Here is a 17,323-nt window from a genome sequence, read left to right on the forward strand (position 1 = left end):
CTTACGCCTCCTGCACCGGTTCATCTTTCGGCGGCTCAGGGAACTCACCGAGCGTGATGTTTTCCACCAGGCAACCGGCGGCGTAGTCTTCAATGACGTAATCAATGTTCATTGATTCGTAGTTTTCGACGCGGTCGAGCTTGCCGTTCTCATCAATGATGCGGCGGTGACTGTCGTCCATGTAGTAAATGGACAGGTTTTCGAGGGTGGTGACCATCAGGCCGTTGGCCGGGAAATACGGCACGCGCACCGCTGGCAGGTTGCCGATGCGCTTCTGGCTGACAATCACGTCGGCGGCCATCGCTTCGGTGTTGGCCTGCTCCTGGTTCACAATTGGAAAATACTTATCCGCCAGCAACTGACGGCCACAGATGACCACAAGGTCAGGGTCTTCCTGATACCACGGCGCAATCAGGTTGTTGGTCGCATCCATCACCAGCGCGTCGAGGTTGGCAAAATCGCCGTTTTTACCCACGCGGATCACATCAGAAATAATGCTGCCATCATCTGCGGTGACTTTATCCATCACACGCGCTTTGGCTTCGTTGCGGTACTTCTGCAACCAGCCGACCGCCACGTCCTGCAACAACGGGTTTTTGCTGCGGTCAGAGGTCGCCGCACGCTTGATACCGTTAAATCCGGCCATCATTAAATCGAGCGACTGACGTTTGATAATGGCGTTGCGAATACGGAGCTGGAAGTCCTGGAAACGCGCCCATAAATCGAGGGTGCGGAAACGAATATGGAAGTCGAAGTTAATCTGGTCACATTCGTATTTGTTGGACTCCAGTGCCGCGAAATCTTCGGTCTGACGTTCATCACCGCTGGCGGTATCGGCGGTACTGGCAATTGAGCCGGAGACACCCACACCGATTTTTTCACCCTTCATTTCAGCGACCGGCACCATGTTAATGCGGGTCAGAAAGTCGGATGACTCCTGCATGGTGTTCATCAGCGTCTGCGTGACGGTCGGGTCGACGCTGAATTTTTTGGTCATATCACCGGCGTCGACGTTATTGAGCTTCGCCACCTGGGTGAGATAGGCATTAAATTTAAATCGGGTCTGTGGCTTCATAATGATTCCTGAATGAGTTTTGGTTTTGTTCCGGCAGTGCGTCCGGGCTTAACAGTTGGTCAGCATCGAGTCGCCATTACCGCCGCTCGACGGTTCACGGCGGCGCTGCGCAAAGCTCTCGGTCTTATCGAGTGAGGTTTCCAGTGAGGTGAGTTTCTGCTGACTTTCCTCAAGCTGACCGGTGAGGTCGTCTTTGAGGGTTTTGAGAGATAATTCCATCGCAGAAATGCGCTGCTCGGTGCTTTCGTGGTTAGCCTGCACCTGCTCAGTGACCACCGTCACCGCTTCATGCACATCGTTAAAACGTGCATCGTCATCGGCCTGTTTGCGGCTGAAAATGCCTTTCACGGTGTCGGTCAGTTTGGTCAGCAGGGTGTCGGGCTGGTCTTCAAATTCCAGCTCGGCCAGAGTGGCGACAGAAAACAAATCTTCCGGGCGCTCTTTGCGGCCAGAGAGCGGATTGGTTTTCGCGCGGGAGCAGAATTCCAGATATTCCGTGCCGAGGCTTGCCGGGTCGTCAGTGACCGCGAGGCCAATCAGATAGCATTTGCCCGAGTTGGAGAAATTCGGGCGAATTTCCATGGAGGTGTAAACCTTCTGGCCCTTGCCGACCATTTCCACCAGGTTCGCCAGCGGAGTGATGCGGGCAAACAGCGCCAGCTTGCCGTTCAGCGCGGAATCATCATCAATGATTTCAGCTTTCAGTTCGGTGACATCACCGTAACGGCAGAATGGGCTGTCGGGTAACACACTGGTGATGTGTTCGAGATTAATGCGGGCGCCATAAACACGCGGGTCGAATGAATCGGCCATTTCCTGAATATCGGTGCCGCTGATCACGCGACCGTCGCAGGTGTCACCTTCGACGCCGATGCGGAACCATTTAGAAACTTTTTTTGCCATGGTCAGGAGTCCTGAGTGTGGGGTGATTGGGTCAGGCTTAGTTTCCAGACTCCGCACCCGGCCTGCCATTCATCCCGGATGGCTTACCCCTGACACAACAGCACCTTAGCGCACATCACCCGCCGCTTAAGTAGCCTTGCCTTTATCAAATAATGCGAGGCAATCATGACCATCATCACAGACACCTCCCTGACTCTTGACCCACGTCGACAGGCGTCACTGCTTTACTGGCAGGGGTTTTCCGTGCCGCAGATTGCTGAAATGCTCGGCCAGAAACGCCCGACGGTGCAGAGCTGGAAACAGCGCGACGGCTGGGATGGCATTGCGCCCATCACCCGTGTGGAAAACAGTCTTGAAGCGCGATTAATTCAGCTCATCACCAAGACGAAAAAAGACGGCGGCGACTTCAAAGAAATCGACCTGTTAGGCCGACAGATTGAGCGGCTGGCGCGGGTGAACCGCTACAACCAGACCGGCAGTGAAGCGGATTTAAACCCCAACGTCGCCAACCGCAATAAGGGCGAGCGTAAGAAGCCGAAAAAGAACTTTTTCAGCGACGAGGCTATCGAAAAGCTGGAGGAGATTTTCTTTGCCGAATCCTTTGAATATCAGCTCGGCTGGCACCAGGCGGGACTGCAACACCGTATCCGCAATATCCTCAAATCCCGCCAGATTGGCGCAACCTTTTATTTCTCGCGCGAGTCACTGCTGCGCGCCCTGAAAACCGGCCATAACCAGATTTTCCTCTCGGCCAGTAAAACGCAGGCGTATGTGTTCCGCGAGTACATCATCCAGTTTGCCCGCCTTGTCGATGTTGACCTGACCGGTGACCCGATTGTCATCGGTAACAACGGGGCAAAACTGATTTTCCTCGGCACCAATTCCAACACCGCGCAGAGCCATAACGGTGACCTGCTGGTCGATGAGATTTTCTGGATACCCAACTTCCAGAAGCTGCGCAAAGTGGCATCGGGCATGGCTTCGCAACAGCACCTGCGCTCGACCTATTTCTCGACACCGTCCACGCTGGCGCATGGGGCTTACCCGTTCTGGTCAGGCGAGCTGTTTAACAAAGGGCGTGCGGATAAAAGCGAGTGCGTCGACCTGGATATCAGCCACGCGGCATTAAAGAACGGCATAGCCTGCGCGGATGGTCAGTGGCGGCAGATTGTCACCATTGAGGACGCACTCGCCGGGGGCTGCGACCTGTTTAATCTCGACACGCTGAAACGCGAAAACAGCGCCGATGATTTCCGCAATTTATTCATGTGTGAGTTTGTCGATGACAAAGCCTCGGTGTTTCCGTTCGAGGAGCTGCAACGCTGCATGGTCGACAGCATGGAAGCCTGGGCGGATGACTGGCAGCCGTTCGCCACGCGTCCGTTTGGTTATCGCCCGGTGTGGATTGGTTACGACCCGTCACACACCGGTGACAGTGCCGGGTGTGTGGTGCTGGCTCCGCCGGTGGTAGCCGGTGGCAAGTTCCGCATTCTGGAGCGCCACCAGTGGAAGGGCATGGACTTTGCGACACAGGCCGAGTCCATCAAAAAACTGACCGAAAAATACCACGTCGAGTACATCGGTATCGACGCGACCGGTATCGGCCAGGGGGTTTACCAGCTCGTCAGAGCGTTCTACCCGGCAGCGCGGGAGATCCGCTACAGCCCCGAGGTGAAAACCGCGATGGTGCTCAAAGCCAAAGACACCATTGCGCGTGGTTGCCTGGAATATGACGTGAGTTACACCGACATCACCGCCTCGTTTATGGCTATCCGCAAAACCATGACCGGCAGCGGTCGAAGTGCCACCTATGAAGCCAGCCGCAGCGAAGAAGCCAGCCACGCCGATGTCGCGTGGGCGACCATGCACGCGCTGTTAAATGAGCCACTCACCGCCGGAAGCGGTCAGGCATCCACCTCAATTCTGGAGTTCAACTGATGGCGAAGAAACGCAAACATCACACAGCAAAAAACACATTCGCGGCACCGGCTGCGGCACCGCAAAAAATGGAAGCTTTCACCTTTGGTGAGCCGTCGCCGGTGCTCGACCGTCGTGACATTCTCGATTACACCGAGTGCGTCGGTAACGGCAAATGGTTTGAGCCACCGGTCAGTTTTACCGGGCTGGCGAAAACGCTGCGTGCCGCCGTTCACCACAGCTCGCCGATTTACGTGAAGCGCAATATTCTCGCTTCGACCTTTATCCCGCACCCGTTGCTTTCACAGCAGGACTTCAGCCGCTTTGCGCTGGATTTTCTGGTGTTTGGCAATGCCTTTTTAGAAAAGCGCATGAGCGTCACCGGCAAGCTGTTAAGGCTCGAAACCTCACCGGCCAAATACACCCGCAAGGGCACCGGCGAGGATGCGTACTGGTTCGTGCAGTCGTTTGTCACACCGCATGAGTTCGCGCCCGGTTCCGTTTTCCATCTGCTGGAGCCGGATATTAATCAGGAGCTGTACGGCCTGCCGGAATATCTCAGCGCACTTAACTCTGCCTGGCTGAATGAATCGGCGACGCTGTTCCGGCGCAAGTATTACCAGAACGGTGCACATGCGGGTTACATCATGTATGTGACGGACGCCGCGCAGAGCAGCACCGACGTGGAAGCGCTGCGCGAGGCGATGCGCAGCTCGAAGGGATTAGGGAACTTCAAGAACCTGTTTTTCTACGCACCGAACGGCAAACCGGACGGGATTAAAATCGTCCCGCTCAGTGAGGTGGCGACCAAAGACGATTTCTTTAACATCAAGAAAGCCAGTGCCGAGGATTTAATGAGTGCGCACCGCGTACCACCTCAAATGATGGGTGTTATTCCCAATAATACCGGCGGGTTTGGTGACGTGGTCAAAGCTGCACAGGTGTTTGTGCGTAACGAGCTGACGCCTTTGCAGGAGCGAATTAAAGAGGTGAATGAGTGGATTGGCGCCGAGGTGATCCGCTTTAAACCTTACGAGCTGACTACCGCCGAATAAATCTGATTGAAGCCGCTCACGAAGCGGCTTTTAACACCCTCACCTTACTTCCTCAGACGCTCCACAAAGCAATCTGCTGATAGCTACAACCAAACGCAGCAGTATATTTAAAAAATCCCACGACGATGCAATGAGACAATAATAATCTGTAGAAGCCGAATCCTTTTCTGACTGTGTGATACGGCAATGCGAGATTAGAATTACAGTCGGCTAAGAGCGAGGAACGGACGTGATACAAACCTTCTAGCTAAGAGGATTTAAACTGGTAGGGGTTGGCTCTCACTTCACGTCGACATCAACAGGCGCAGGCCCTCGAAAAGCTCTACGCCATTCGCTTGGACTGACGCTGAATCTCGCTTTGAAGCTCTGACGAAATGAGACTGGCGACTGAAAACCCACCATTTCGGATACACGTTCAATACTAATGTTTGTCGTTTCCAGTAACTCCTGACTTCTCTGAAGGCGTTCCGCGTTCAGCCAGTCGCCAAGCGTCGTTCCGGTTGCCCTGAAAAAATGACGCGTTAACGTTCGTCGACTCATGCTGACAAACCCGGCAAGTGAGTCGAGATCATGAGGCTTGTCCAGGTTACGGCGCAGATACTCTATCAGTTCATTCATTTTGCTATCCCGGGTCGATACCGGGACCGGGCGTTCAATAAACTGGGCCTGGCCACCTTCCCGGTAAGGTGGAACAACCATTCTTCTTGCCACCCGGTTAGCTATAGCAGAACCGTAATGGTCACGGATAATATTCAGGCAGCAATCAATACCGGCGGCGGTGCCCGCTGAGGTAATCAGACGTTCATCACTGGTATACAGCGAGTTGCTGTCCAGATGGACAGCAGGAAATCGTTCAATAAAGTCCTGTTCGTATTCCCAGTGTGTGGCAGCACGGTGCCCATCCAGTAAGCCGGAATAGGCAAGTACGTAAGCACCGAGACAAAGTCCCACCACTTCTGCACCACGCTGCCATGCTTTTATTAACCCATCCAGCAGGGCCTGAGATGGTTTTTCTTCCGGATGATTCCAGTAAGGCACGATAATAATGTCTGCGGTGTCCAGCAGCTCAAGTCCATGCTCCACGTTGATGGACAGGCCCATATCAGACATAACAACGCCAGGGTTTTCAGCGCAGATTTCGACGCAGAATAAATCCGGTTGCGGCATAGACTGCCCGAAAATAATACAAGGGACTGAAAAGTGAAATGGGCTAAATCCGGCCGTGGCAATCACGGCGACCGTCAGTGCAGACATAACGTTAACCTTACCGTAAATGATAGCCACCGGCTTACCGGCGGCTAAAACGCTTATTTTAACTGACCAAACAATAACAGGTGACCAGTAGTAATGGCATTCCTCATCAGGTCAGGTGGGATGGCCTGTCAGAAAGCCATTGTCTCGCCGTCTGCGGGAATCAGAACCTTATCTTCAATACCATGTTCAAGCGTGAACTCGCGAAGTTCCGCACGGGTAAGAAGGCAATGATTAATCGATTCCATATGAGACGCCACGACGGTGGCATTGGGCAACATTTTCAGTGTGCGCAGTGTGTCCTCTTTGCCCATGATAATCGGACCGTAAAGGTCATTTACCGCATAACCGGTGTTCAGCACCACAATCTCCGGTTTGAAACGTTGCAGGTTTTTTGCGTAAGGCTTAACCCAGACAGTATCACCCGCGATATACAACGTTTTTTCATCATGGTGAGTGAAGACCAGCCCACATGCATCACCGAGTAGCTCACCCCACTGGGCATCAGCGTACAATTCGTTGCTGCCATGCTGGCCGTCGGTTTTGTAAATAGTCATGCCGTCTACGAAATGATTTTCCTCTTTCAGAACGCGAATGTTGAGAAAGCCCTGAGAGCGGAGAAGTGCCGCATCTTTTTCATCCTGCGTGTAGATAAGCATGTCTTTGGGAATAGCCTGCTGGGCAGCCTCATCCCAGTGATCGGTATGGGTGTGAGTCAGGATAACGGCATCAACCGTCAGTAAATCCTTAACGGCCACAGGCAAGGCCACCATTGGATTACGCAGATGTGGGCGTGCACTTCCAGCAAAGCCGTCCCAGGCTTCTTTTTCGGCCAGCATAGGATCGATAAGGAATTTTTTACCGGCATATTCCAGTACCAGCGTGGCGTTGCGGATTTGCGTTAATTTCATTTATTGCTCCAGTCATTAATCAGATTTATTCACCCACCGTATTGGCTGTTGTGCTGCCGGGGGGATGCGAGTGGGCTTACTATAAAATGAGGAAGGGAGAGGTCGTGACATGCTCTCTGGTCATTAACCGATGAAATCAGGTCAATCGTAATGCGCAGGGTTTAGTGGTATTCCGTTACAACCCAATGACGGTTCAAATGAAATAAAAAAGGGATGTGTTATCTGAAAAAACACATCCCCTGGATAGGCCTGTACTTAACAAAATCAGTTGGTTAACTCACATTGCAGCGTGCACTCAGTCCGAACAGGGCAAGATCGCTCAGAGCTTTGGTGGGTGCAGCGCATGCTTGCGCAATGATATGCATCTTCATGCCCTGAGCTTGCGGGGAAAGCGCAGTATGTGTGACACAGTGCTGCGTCATCATGCCGGTAAGATAGATATCAGTGATGCCATTCTCACGTAGCAACTGCTCAAGGCTGGTTTCGAAGAAGCTGTCTGCCTCTTTCTTGATAATCACGGGTGCATTTCCCAGTGCAGCAACAACATCCGGATGAATGTTCGCGCCTTTACTGTCAGGTTTGAAGAAAGGAGCTTCGGGCGTTGCAATATGCTGGATGCCGACGATAAGCCAACCTTCTTTGCGCGCTTTTTCAATCGCAGTCATTGCAGCTTTACAGGCTAGCTCAGGCTCCTCAAGCGGAAAGGCTCCGCCCGGGAAATAATCATTCTGAATATCAATAACAATCAGAGCATTTTTCATGTTGAGTCCTTGGGGTTTATTGGTTGGAAGGTTCACAGAGTCAATTTACTGCAGTGGTAAAGTGACCTCATTCTCAGCGTTATCCTGACGTTTTTTACGCACAGCGAGCCACAGTAGCGGCACCATAAGAAACAGGACCCAGGGTACTAAAAGGAGGTGCATGGTTTTCCAGCCATAAGCATTTAGCAGTGGGCCGGCACCCAGCGAACAAATCAGGCTGAAGATAAAGACGCTCATGTCATTGGTCGCCTGCGCAACCCCCTTTTCCTCTGTAGTGTAAGTTGTTGCCAATAAGCTGGTTCCGCCGACATAGAGAAAGTTCCAACCGATTCCCATCAATATTAATGCACCCGTAAACACTCCCCAGGTGACGCCTGAAAACGCCAGAGCAAGGTAAGCAAGCATGAGAAGAATGCCCGCCAGCATAATGTTAATGACGCCAAATCGGTCGATCAGTTTTCCGGTGAAGAATGACGGTACAAACCGGCCCAGTATGTGGAGCTGTATCACGGTAGCAATTTGAGGCAAGTCAAAATCGTAGTGCTTCATCGCGATAGGTGTCGCGGTCAGGCCCAGTACCATAATTCCAAATCCTGACGCGCCGGAAAAAAGGGCAACAAGATAAGCGGGCTGAAAAACGACTTTTTTCCATGACCTCGCGATAACGTGTTCAGAAGCTTCCATTGACTGAACCGGTATCTGTAAACGTGATAATAGCAACAGACCCACCGAAGCCATTATTCCCATAAAGAGGAATGACCCTGCATAGGAAACGCTAAAAAATGCGCTTCCGAAGCTTGCCAGAAACGGGCCAAGCAGAGCGGCAACGACACCTCCAGCCAATACCAGCGAAATAGCTTTAGTCCGGAATGCCGGGAGAACGACTTCACCGGCGGCAAAGCGATAAAACTGAGCGAACGCCTGATAAATCCCCAGAAAGAACATACCAATACACAGCAGAATGAAGGAATATTGGATCATTGCCGCCATGGAAATAATAGCCGACATAATTCCGCTCAGAGCACCGGTTATAAAGCCGGTTTTCCTGCCTATCCGGCTCATCCATAACGATGCAGGAAACATCACTAACACAGTGCCAAGACTTGCCATTGCGAGCGGTACGGTGCTCAGCGCGGGGCCGGGGGCAAGAAGCGCACCTGCAAGCCCACCGATAGTCATTATCAGTACCGCTATGGATTGAAAGATGGCCTGAGAACCTGCAAGTATCAGGACCTGTCGATGCATATTCCTCATTTTTTTGAAGCTCCGAAAGACACGAAATTAAGCATCAATACAATTTCAGTCTCAGTGACTATTACTGACTGAGTTAAGGTTGCGTCACTCAGAAAGATGCTGGGCCAGGATGGCGATCAGGTTTGAACAAGGCGATTTTTCATGAGAAAGATGAGCTAATGGCCTGCTGACGTTGCCATTATAGGGAGAGTGATGAGTAGTCAGTGAGTGGGCTGCACGCCAGGAATCAATGAAATTGGGCCAATATGTCATGCGGTCGAGTAAAGACCTAATCAGCCAATGCCATCCAGGAAATCATTCAACGTTAATATGCTTTTTTATCTGGGTGTCCGCTCCTGGCACTGAGCGGACAGTCCAAACGGCTGCCCGGTACGCTATGAGCGAGGAACATAAATAACAAATGTGATGGTCCTCAAAAACCATATCTGCATATCTGCTGAATTTAACCAAAAACATGCATAGTTTCCAACTGCTCGGTTTTCATTTCATTGCAAGACGATAAAAAATCATCCTTAAAACTTGGCGGGGGAGATCTTAGTTGCTGCACTGCCTCTTTATTTACTTCTAATTCCCGTAATTGTGCAATTGTACTTCTATGAATCGATGAGAGAAAAAAATCGCCTGCGTTTGTTTTATGACTCTCCAGATAATTAGTTAGTATTTTAGACGATGCTTGAATTGCTTTTTCCTCAGAAAAACCCAAAGCAAAGCGAGAGTAGATGACATTATATTGGTACAGGCATGCTGCTTCAGCCATTTGTTTAGCTTGCTCCTTTGGGGAGGGCTGACTTGCCCACGACTGGGAACTGATGATAAATATAAGCAGTAACAATCGTATTTTCATGTGTAGAATCCATATCCATTGGGAATACAATATGTAAACCTAACTAGCGTGGCTTTGCAACATCCGCTTTTGGCACAGAGCGGCCCATCAGATTATGTTTAGCCCTATGCTGTACCATTGTCAGTTCAAATCTAAGCTAATACATTTGAACTGACACCCGCCGCATAATCCATGGTATCACCAACTCAGGTAGCGCATTTTCAACGCCCTCTTCTCGCTTACTCAGACATCCCTCACACCGCGTAACGCCACAACCACAACGTGCATACCTGCGCATCGCTCAACACCTCAGCGAGGCGTTCATGTGGTGGAAAATAAAATAATTAAATGCTCCAGCGCGCAATGCTATCCCCGCCACGCCTGCCCACTTCATGGGTCGGTTTTAATGCATTTGCATGATCACTCGTGATCCGCGCCAACTCAGGCGGCGCATGACCAGAACAGGCGAGCTAGGCACATGCAAAAAAATGCACCTAATGCATGGTGTACATAACAAAAATTACTGTTTGTAAGCATGATATTTTTGCAAAAGTGATTTAGGCCGTAATTCCCTTGATTAAATTGTTTTTTTCTTGAAAAAACCGAAATGGTAGAGTAGATCTTTATAATAGAACCAACTATATTCGCTCCGAGCATTTATTTACTTAATAGCTTATTAAAAAGATGAGATGTTAAAATGGAACTTAGACTAAAGAACATAACCAGCTATCAAAAAGACACTGTTACAACTATAAATCTAAGTAAAAAAATCAACATATTATATGGTCATAATGGTAGCGGAAAATCCACCATATCTAATTTTTTTTATAATACAGCGCATGCCGATTTTCAGGACTGCGAATGCTCATCATTAGAAAATTTCCGCCCAGTTGTTTACAATTCAAAATTTATTGAGGATAATTTTTATAATACTAAAGAACAAAAAGGTGTATTTACATTAAGTAAAGCAAATGCAGATATTGAAAAAGAGATAGCAGAAAAAGAGATTCTGAAAGAATCCCTAACTAATCAATATAGAGAAAAAATAAATTCCGCAAAAAATTTAACCGAAGAGAAAAATAAAGAAGAATTAAAAATCCAAGATTCCATTTGGACTAAAACCGAATCAACTCGGTTATCTGATTTAAAATTATTGATGAGAGGGAGTTTAGGGAGTAAAAGAGATTTCTTTACCCAAACAGCTAAAATACCAAGACTTCCGAATATAAACCTTAGCTTGCTAGCGAAAGAATATAGTGAACTACTGAAACATAAAAATAATGAACTCCTTCTAATAACTCCTTTCTTAAACTACACCTTTTCAGCAGATGATATACATGTTTTAGTAACGCCAATCATAGACTCAAGTAACAGTTATCTCTCGGAAGCAATCAAAAAAATTCAAAACCTCGATTGGGTCAAACGAGGGAAAGAACTTTACCTAAATGGAACCACATGCCCTTTCTGCCAAGAAAACACGATAACACCTATATTTCACAAGGCTATTGAATCCATATTTGATGAAAGCTATGAACAAAAAGTGCGTCAAATATCTTCCATAAAATCAGCTTATGAAGCTGCAACTAAAAACATTTACAGTAGATTGCAGCAAGAAATTTCAGCATGTGAAATAATACCTTTTGAAGAAAAAGAAAAAAGTACAGCGCACCTGAAAATTTTGGAAGCCGAAGCAAATAAAAACTTAGCTCTAATTTCAGAAAAAATAAAAAACCCGTCATCTGTAGTCACACTACAATGGGATAACTCAACTGCATCAAAACTTCAGGAAAGCATAACCGAATATAACAAAAAGATAAATGAAATAAATATAAAAGTCAGAACATTTAAAACAAGTGAAAATTCTATACGTGGAAGGATATGGGGTGGTATTAGAGACTTGTGTAATCCAGAATTTGAAACACTCTCCGAGCTTGAAAAATCACACAACGAAAATTATAAAAAAATAAAATTAGAGACAGATGAGATAACGAAACAAGGGAAAAAGAACAATGAGGAAATAAAAGCACTTCGAGATCAAGTGTCTAATATAGATTTAACAATAGACTCAATTAATCTAAGGCTTAAGAATCTTGGGATACACGGTTTCAACATAACCAAACACAATGAATCTGAAGACAAGTATATTATATCTCGCACTGACAAACCTGAAAATGAAAATGTATATAGATCTCTTAGCGAAGGTGAAAAAACACTAATAACCTTCCTCTATTTCCTAGAGTGCTGCAAAGGAAAATTAAATAAAGACGATGTAGATATGCGAGACACTTTCATCATCATTGATGATCCAATTTCCAGCCTCTCCCAGAATTATATTTATGATATCGCATCTATTATTCACTTTGAAATAATAAAAAGTGACTCAGCAAAAAAAATATTATTACTTACTCACAACCTCTATTTTTTCCATGAGCTTATTAAGCTTGCTCCAAAAAGCAAAGAAGATAAAACATTCAAGCGAGATTACTATCTTGGAAGAGTAACAAAGAATCAATACAGCATAATATCTGACATTGAAAAAAACAGTATCCAAAACGAGTACCAGTCATTATGGCAAATTTTAAAAGATGCAAAAGCAGGGAAAGTCAACAGAATAATAATACCCAATATAATGAGAAATATTTTAGAGTATTATTTTGCATTTGTTCATAGAACAGATGCGCTACAATCAGAGTTAATTAAACTCGCAAATGATGATGGCAACAATGATTTTAGAGCATTTTATAGATACATAAATCGAGGTTCTCATTCAGATGCTGTTAATATCACCGACATGGGAGATATAGCACCAGAAAAATATATGGAGCAATTGCGAATAATATTTACTATGACTGGAGATGAAAAGCATTATATAAAAATGATGGATGAGGAAGAAGAGGAAGTTGCTACCGCTTAGGCCGCATATCATCGATTTGGGTAAGATCGACGGTGTCTACACACCGTCTCCCAACGTCCAAAACGGTAGCGGGAGTACTGACGTACGTTCACTAGCTTTAACATGAGGTTATCTCCATGCAAGCGCTATTGTTGCCAATAGCAGCCTTTACACCCTTTGTATAAAGCTAATACCAAGAGTAATGCAATGTTGATATCCCAAGCGGTAGCGCGGGCATTCTAGGTCAGTTATTTAGAAATATCAAAGCTAAAATTATACCCCGGCCACTTATCAGCTGCTGGGTAAGAGAATTTTGTATCTCCATATATGACTGCGGCCCCACGCGTAAGCGCCTCAAGCTCCCAGCGCTGCGGGTTGATTCCCTGCCTCGAAAGCTCAAAGCAGATCTGTGGTATGCGTTCGCGTTCCTGCCGGGTTAATCGTGCTGACGGCGCGTGATTACTGACGTTTGTGGCGTCATGGTTTTGCTGTCGTGTTCTCGCCCTAGCTTCTTGCACTTTCAGAGCCTCCCGGAGCGCCACTTGAACATCGCTATCGCTCCAGTTCACCTCTCCGCTTTCGAGTAGATTTAACACCACTGCGGTGTGCTCAGAAGGTGTAGGTGTCGATTCTGCACTGGTGTTAAAAACACTTAACCCACAGTTATTGACAGGACTCCGAGTCGCGGCGGAGCCGCTCTTTAAGGTCAAAAGATTAAGGTCAACGTCAACGGCTTTAGCAACGATGCGCCATTGAGTTGTACGCGTAACATGAACATTGTCAGAACCAAGATGCGGGGCGAAGATGCCCACAACCTTCTGCACCTCCTCGTCATACGCATTAAGCTCGTCAGCCACCTTACGGGCAACCCGGACAGTCTGCGCGTCACGTGGGACGTTTGCCCCACCCTGTGCGGCAATGTACAAGTCAAAATCACCGCCGTCGGCTGCGGCTCTGACATCTTCTACTCGCTCATCAAGCTCACTGGCGATGCTCACACCACGCGGTAGTTTACGCAGCTCGCGATAAGCGCCCATTGTCGGTACACCAATCGGTTTAAATTGAGGGATGCGCCATGTGGACGCCCAGGCATTAACGGCGGCTGCGGTGTCTTTTAACGGCTTGCCGGTGTCTTTATCCAGTTCACCATCCAGCGCATAACCATCAATATTCTTCGCGATGTATTTTGCGATATAACCCGCCGCCCCACCTTTGTTGAGGTGCTTACACTCAAAGCGATTTTTGGCCGCCCCACGCTCATCACCATCTTCTTTTAAAGAGTAACGACGCATGATCCCGATAACCTGCTGACGCTGGTCAGGCTGGCAGAAAAGCATCATGTGCCAGTGCGGTGTACCATCATGATGAGGCTCGACGACGCGCATGCCATACACATTCAGGTCATTGTCTTTGAATGCAGTGCGCATCTTGCTCCAGATACCACACAGATAGCGCTGACCATCTTTCGGGCTGAAAGCTTCATCGTTCCATTTATGGTTAAGCTGGACGGTTTTATCCACACCAGTGACGCGTGTCGGGTGATATTTGGATGGAGTCGTTATGGTAATAAACATTCCGACATCACCCTTGCTGGAGGCGTAACGCTCAATACCCGCAATAGTGTTCATTAATTCCATGCGGCGGATTTCAGGGTTAGAAATGCTTTTAAGTACCTTATCAATCAGGTCGATTCGCTCGCCGGTTTCCACGTTCTCCAGTTCGCGGCTTTTCAGGTATTCCAGATTAGCCAGGCGACGCGCATGTACATCCCGAATGGCTTGTTTGCTGGCGTAAGGTGAACGTTTTTTACTGACCTCGCCGACCGCAATTAACAGCGCTTCATTCCATCGGGTGCGCTGTGCTTTAAACTGAGCAACCCACCAGTCATCGGTAATCAGACGGAAAACGGCTGAAAACGCTTCACGTGCAGTCAGCTTTCCTTTGCGATACTTTTTCCAGTGCAGCGGCGTAACATTGAACGCGCGGGCTGCCCCCGCAATTTCACCGTAAAGCCAGGATTGAGCCTCATCGGTAAACAGCACTTCTTTTTTATCGCCCTCATGTTCGCTGGCATAGCTGTCGCTGAGTTCTTCATATGCACTGAATAACTGAGCCGCTATCCGTCCCGCGAACTTCTCCAGCGCTTTATCGTTCATACCCGGCAGATGAGAGTAAGCATCCTGTTCGGACAAAAAACGTATTGAAGCGTCGGTGTTCATCCGGTGATTGCGATTTACGCGTTCAATGCGTGGCCATAAGCGCCGCTTGAAAGTGGAGGTCAGGAACCGCAATGCATCAAGCTGGCTTGAGTGGCGTTTCAGCCAGTAATAGCGATTACTGAATTTGGTGCAGAGGTTATGCGGGAGCGTATTTATCTCAGCTAAAACCGCTTGCACCTGACGGTGTTCATCACGTGTAAGCGTTCTGTCATAGGGATCTAGCGAGATAGCCTCGCGCGGTGCGTTCCAGGGATAAGCACCGACGAATGATTTGCCGGTGCCTTGAATCTGAGGTGTCGCAGAAGGAGCGATACGCCCCCGCTCATTATTGAGCATTGGCATTAAAAGCGTGTTCACATACCTGCGCAATGCGCGCAATTTCTGCGGCCATTGCCTCAACCGAATCAACAACTGAGGTCTGGATGTGATGATGAATCAGACCGGTTACAAGCTGGTTAATCTTCGGGTAATAACCAATAGTATCTAACCATTCTTTGCCAGCCATTTTCCCTGTTTTCGCTATCTTTTTTTCCTGCAAAATAAACTGATACTGGTCGCTGGTAATGACCCACTTATCGCCAACCTGAATATGGACTGACATATTTAACCCTCAATATTATTGATTTTATTCATGGCGGTCTGACACAGCTCGCCACAGTGATTTATCTCTTTTAAAAGCTCGTTGGCGTTATTGACTCGCTTCAGAAAAATAGCTCGTTTGACCATCAGGTTAATCAGGTCGGAAATCAGCTTTAACTCGCTGGAATAAATGGCGACCGTTGGATAAGAAACCGCACCGGTGTCCTTATCGTGTTTAACATCAGCCAGGACAAAGGAGCCATTCAGCTTCGAAACCGCATACCAGTTTTTGACGATAATTCGGCGGTTACTCACAGGCCAGCCCTCTCTGATAGCTGAGACCTGACTTATGCAGCTTCTGAGACTCCTGGTGAAGCAGCTCCACAATCTCAACACCCGATAATTCGTTTTTCGTAATGTGGCGAATAAGCCCATCAATATGTGACGAGTATTTAACAGCCGCATCTGCCCTGGCTTCCGCTCGGGCATGAGTGAGAAGTGAATTTAACTGCACTGTATTACATTGATGATTAATTTCTGTTTGCATAAACCCTGACTCCAGATAATAAAAAGCCCCACACAGTGAAGTGTGTTAATTTTTTCCACCGGTTAATTAATGGAGATATTGTTCAGGTTTAACCGCTGTCAATATTGCTGGTGTGTACTCAAATAAATTAAATAACTCGCGCAATGCCCTTATTAAAGCATCCCGCCAGGTACATTGTTCGTTTTCGATATACCAATAAGGCTGATTAAATTCGTCTTCCGACAGTCCGGCATGTAAAAACAGTGTTCGCCGCTGGCTCACAGTAAGACGCCCTATAAATCCTGCTTTGCTTACACCTATAGCTCGCTGTTTTGTGAATGCGCCGCGCAGTTCATCAATGGCACAGACAATACGCTCACGATCACAATCGTTCATTTCTTCCAGACGCATGACAGAATGGCGTTGTTTTAACTGAGCGTGAAAGCAAACTGTAAGGCGTTCACGTTCCAGCATGTCATTGTAGAAATTACAGGATTCAACCCAGCGTGGTTTTGCCAGGTGTTTAGCGACCAGACCACGCAGACCAGAAGGTTGATTTTTCACTACTGCAAATGTCATGACTGTCATTTAAATAGTCTCCCTGCCACTTTCAGGCATCGCTGAAAAGCACCGGCAACGCCATAACGACGCGGCTGACGAATAATTAAGCCTTTACGTCCTTTACCGTGGGTAATGGTGAACTCCATCGGGCGTGTTGCCTGATGGTTGTGCAGGAGCTGAGCAATACATCGTGGTTCGGTCATCACATTCCCCTCAGCGCATCGGCTCGCCTAAACCCAACCACATCAACCACCCTTCCCTGATTTCTTTAGGTCGGCTTTCATACGCCATTTTCATTCCATTGTTCCAGGCTGGCAGATAGACCCAATACTCCCCTGCTCGTTTCGTTGCTGATAGCGGGTCGGTCATCTCAATGACAGGAAGCTTACCTTTTTCAATCATGCCTCTGACCGCTGACGGAGTTTTGCCAATAAGGCGGGCAAATTCAGGATATGGGACAGCATCGCTGATACTTACAACTTGTTTGCTCATCTGCTAACCTTTTATCTAGATCTAACCAATGGGTTCTAATGTTCTCTAATGGGCTTTAGTGTAATCGCAACACCAATAGAGACACCCGATACAAACTTGAAAT

At 47.9% G+C, this 17,323-nt stretch carries 17 protein-coding genes; 3 read left to right on the top strand and 14 right to left on the bottom strand.

Translation table 11 applies throughout. The annotated features are described in order from the left end of the window. Nucleotide 1: 1 nt before the first annotated feature. On the bottom strand, nucleotides 2-1,075 hold the full coding sequence (locus GBAG_RS13100; protein ID WP_034496748.1) for a phage major capsid protein, P2 family: 1,074 nt from the start codon (nucleotides 1,073-1,075) through the stop codon (nucleotides 2-4). 48 nt (nucleotides 1,076-1,123) lie between these two features. After that, nucleotides 1,124-1,978, bottom strand: a complete 855-nt coding sequence (locus GBAG_RS13105; RefSeq protein ID WP_034496751.1) for a GPO family capsid scaffolding protein — start codon at nucleotides 1,976-1,978, stop codon at nucleotides 1,124-1,126. A 165-nt stretch (nucleotides 1,979-2,143) separates the two neighbouring features. Here GBAG_RS13105 and GBAG_RS13110 point away from each other — a divergent pair, with 165 nt between their 5' ends. Both GBAG_RS13110 and GBAG_RS13115 read left to right on the top strand, forming a co-directional pair. Further along, complete coding sequence (locus GBAG_RS13110; protein WP_034496753.1) at nucleotides 2,144-3,916, top strand: terminase ATPase subunit family protein; 1,773 nt, start codon at nucleotides 2,144-2,146, stop codon at nucleotides 3,914-3,916. Beyond that, on the top strand, nucleotides 3,916-4,950 hold the full coding sequence (locus GBAG_RS13115; protein WP_034496755.1) for a phage portal protein: 1,035 nt from the start codon (nucleotides 3,916-3,918) through the stop codon (nucleotides 4,948-4,950). Before GBAG_RS13110 ends, GBAG_RS13115 begins: the two co-directional genes overlap by 1 nt. A gap of 279 nt (nucleotides 4,951-5,229) precedes the next feature. Here GBAG_RS13115 and GBAG_RS13120 read toward each other — a convergent pair whose 3' ends face one another. From GBAG_RS13120 to GBAG_RS13140, 5 genes are all read right to left on the bottom strand, one after another. Further along, nucleotides 5,230-6,204 carry a GlxA family transcriptional regulator gene (locus GBAG_RS13120; protein ID WP_034496757.1) on the bottom strand — a complete coding sequence of 325 codons (975 nt, stop codon included), beginning with the start codon at nucleotides 6,202-6,204 and terminating at the stop codon, nucleotides 5,230-5,232. A 128-nt stretch (nucleotides 6,205-6,332) separates the two neighbouring features. Next, complete coding sequence (locus GBAG_RS13125) at nucleotides 6,333-7,112, bottom strand: MBL fold metallo-hydrolase (RefSeq protein ID WP_016246480.1); 780 nt, start codon at nucleotides 7,110-7,112, stop codon at nucleotides 6,333-6,335. Between the two features lie 272 nt (nucleotides 7,113-7,384). Further along, nucleotides 7,385-7,873 (bottom strand): cysteine hydrolase family protein, encoded by a 489-nt coding sequence (locus tag GBAG_RS13130; RefSeq protein ID WP_016246481.1) that lies wholly within the window; start codon nucleotides 7,871-7,873, stop codon nucleotides 7,385-7,387. A 45-nt stretch (nucleotides 7,874-7,918) separates the two neighbouring features. Then, nucleotides 7,919-9,052 (bottom strand): MFS transporter, encoded by a 1,134-nt coding sequence (locus GBAG_RS13135; protein ID WP_241973932.1) that lies wholly within the window; start codon nucleotides 9,050-9,052, stop codon nucleotides 7,919-7,921. A gap of 517 nt (nucleotides 9,053-9,569) precedes the next feature. Then, nucleotides 9,570-9,971: a hypothetical protein gene (locus GBAG_RS13140; RefSeq protein WP_034496762.1), complete on the bottom strand. Its 402-nt coding sequence runs from the start codon at nucleotides 9,969-9,971 to the stop codon at nucleotides 9,570-9,572. Between the two features lie 676 nt (nucleotides 9,972-10,647). Between GBAG_RS13140 and GBAG_RS13145 the strand changes: the two genes are divergently transcribed. Next, nucleotides 10,648-12,864 carry an AAA family ATPase gene (locus tag GBAG_RS13145; protein WP_034496765.1) on the top strand — a complete coding sequence of 739 codons (2,217 nt, stop codon included), beginning with the start codon at nucleotides 10,648-10,650 and terminating at the stop codon, nucleotides 12,862-12,864. Between the two features lie 227 nt (nucleotides 12,865-13,091). On the opposite strand, the gene GBAG_RS13150 is transcribed toward GBAG_RS13145, so the two are convergent. The 7 genes from GBAG_RS13150 to GBAG_RS13180 all read right to left on the bottom strand — a co-directional run bounded on the left by GBAG_RS13150 (nucleotide 13,092) and on the right by GBAG_RS13180 (nucleotide 17,220). Then, entirely contained in the window at nucleotides 13,092-15,404 is a 2,313-nt protein-coding gene (locus GBAG_RS13150; RefSeq protein WP_425591303.1) for a replication endonuclease, read from the bottom strand. Continuing rightward, the gene (locus GBAG_RS13155) at nucleotides 15,388-15,663 is read right to left on the bottom strand and encodes a DUF5405 family protein (protein ID WP_034496770.1); all 276 of its coding nucleotides are present in this window, start codon (nucleotides 15,661-15,663) and stop codon (nucleotides 15,388-15,390) included. Before GBAG_RS13155 ends, GBAG_RS13150 begins: the two co-directional genes overlap by 17 nt. A 2-nt stretch (nucleotides 15,664-15,665) precedes the next feature. Next, entirely contained in the window at nucleotides 15,666-15,956 is a 291-nt protein-coding gene (locus tag GBAG_RS13160) for a DUF5405 family protein (RefSeq protein WP_051873714.1), read from the bottom strand. Next, a complete protein-coding gene (locus tag GBAG_RS13165) occupies nucleotides 15,949-16,188 on the bottom strand; it encodes a DUF2732 family protein (RefSeq protein ID WP_034496773.1) in 240 nt (79 codons plus the stop codon). The genes GBAG_RS13160 and GBAG_RS13165 overlap by 8 nt, the downstream gene beginning before the upstream one ends. A 66-nt stretch (nucleotides 16,189-16,254) precedes the next feature. Further along, complete coding sequence (locus GBAG_RS13170) at nucleotides 16,255-16,755, bottom strand: hypothetical protein (protein WP_034496775.1); 501 nt, start codon at nucleotides 16,753-16,755, stop codon at nucleotides 16,255-16,257. Further along, entirely contained in the window at nucleotides 16,752-16,931 is a 180-nt protein-coding gene (locus GBAG_RS13175; protein WP_034496778.1) for a hypothetical protein, read from the bottom strand. Before GBAG_RS13175 ends, GBAG_RS13170 begins: the two co-directional genes overlap by 4 nt. 10 nt (nucleotides 16,932-16,941) lie before the next feature. Continuing rightward, a complete protein-coding gene (locus tag GBAG_RS13180; RefSeq protein WP_034496781.1) occupies nucleotides 16,942-17,220 on the bottom strand; it encodes a regulatory phage cox family protein in 279 nt (92 codons plus the stop codon). Nucleotides 17,221-17,323 lie beyond the last annotated feature (103 nt).

This window comes from Buttiauxella agrestis ATCC 33320 (genome assembly GCF_000735355.1).
GTDB lineage: Bacteria > Pseudomonadota > Gammaproteobacteria > Enterobacterales > Enterobacteriaceae > Buttiauxella > Buttiauxella agrestis.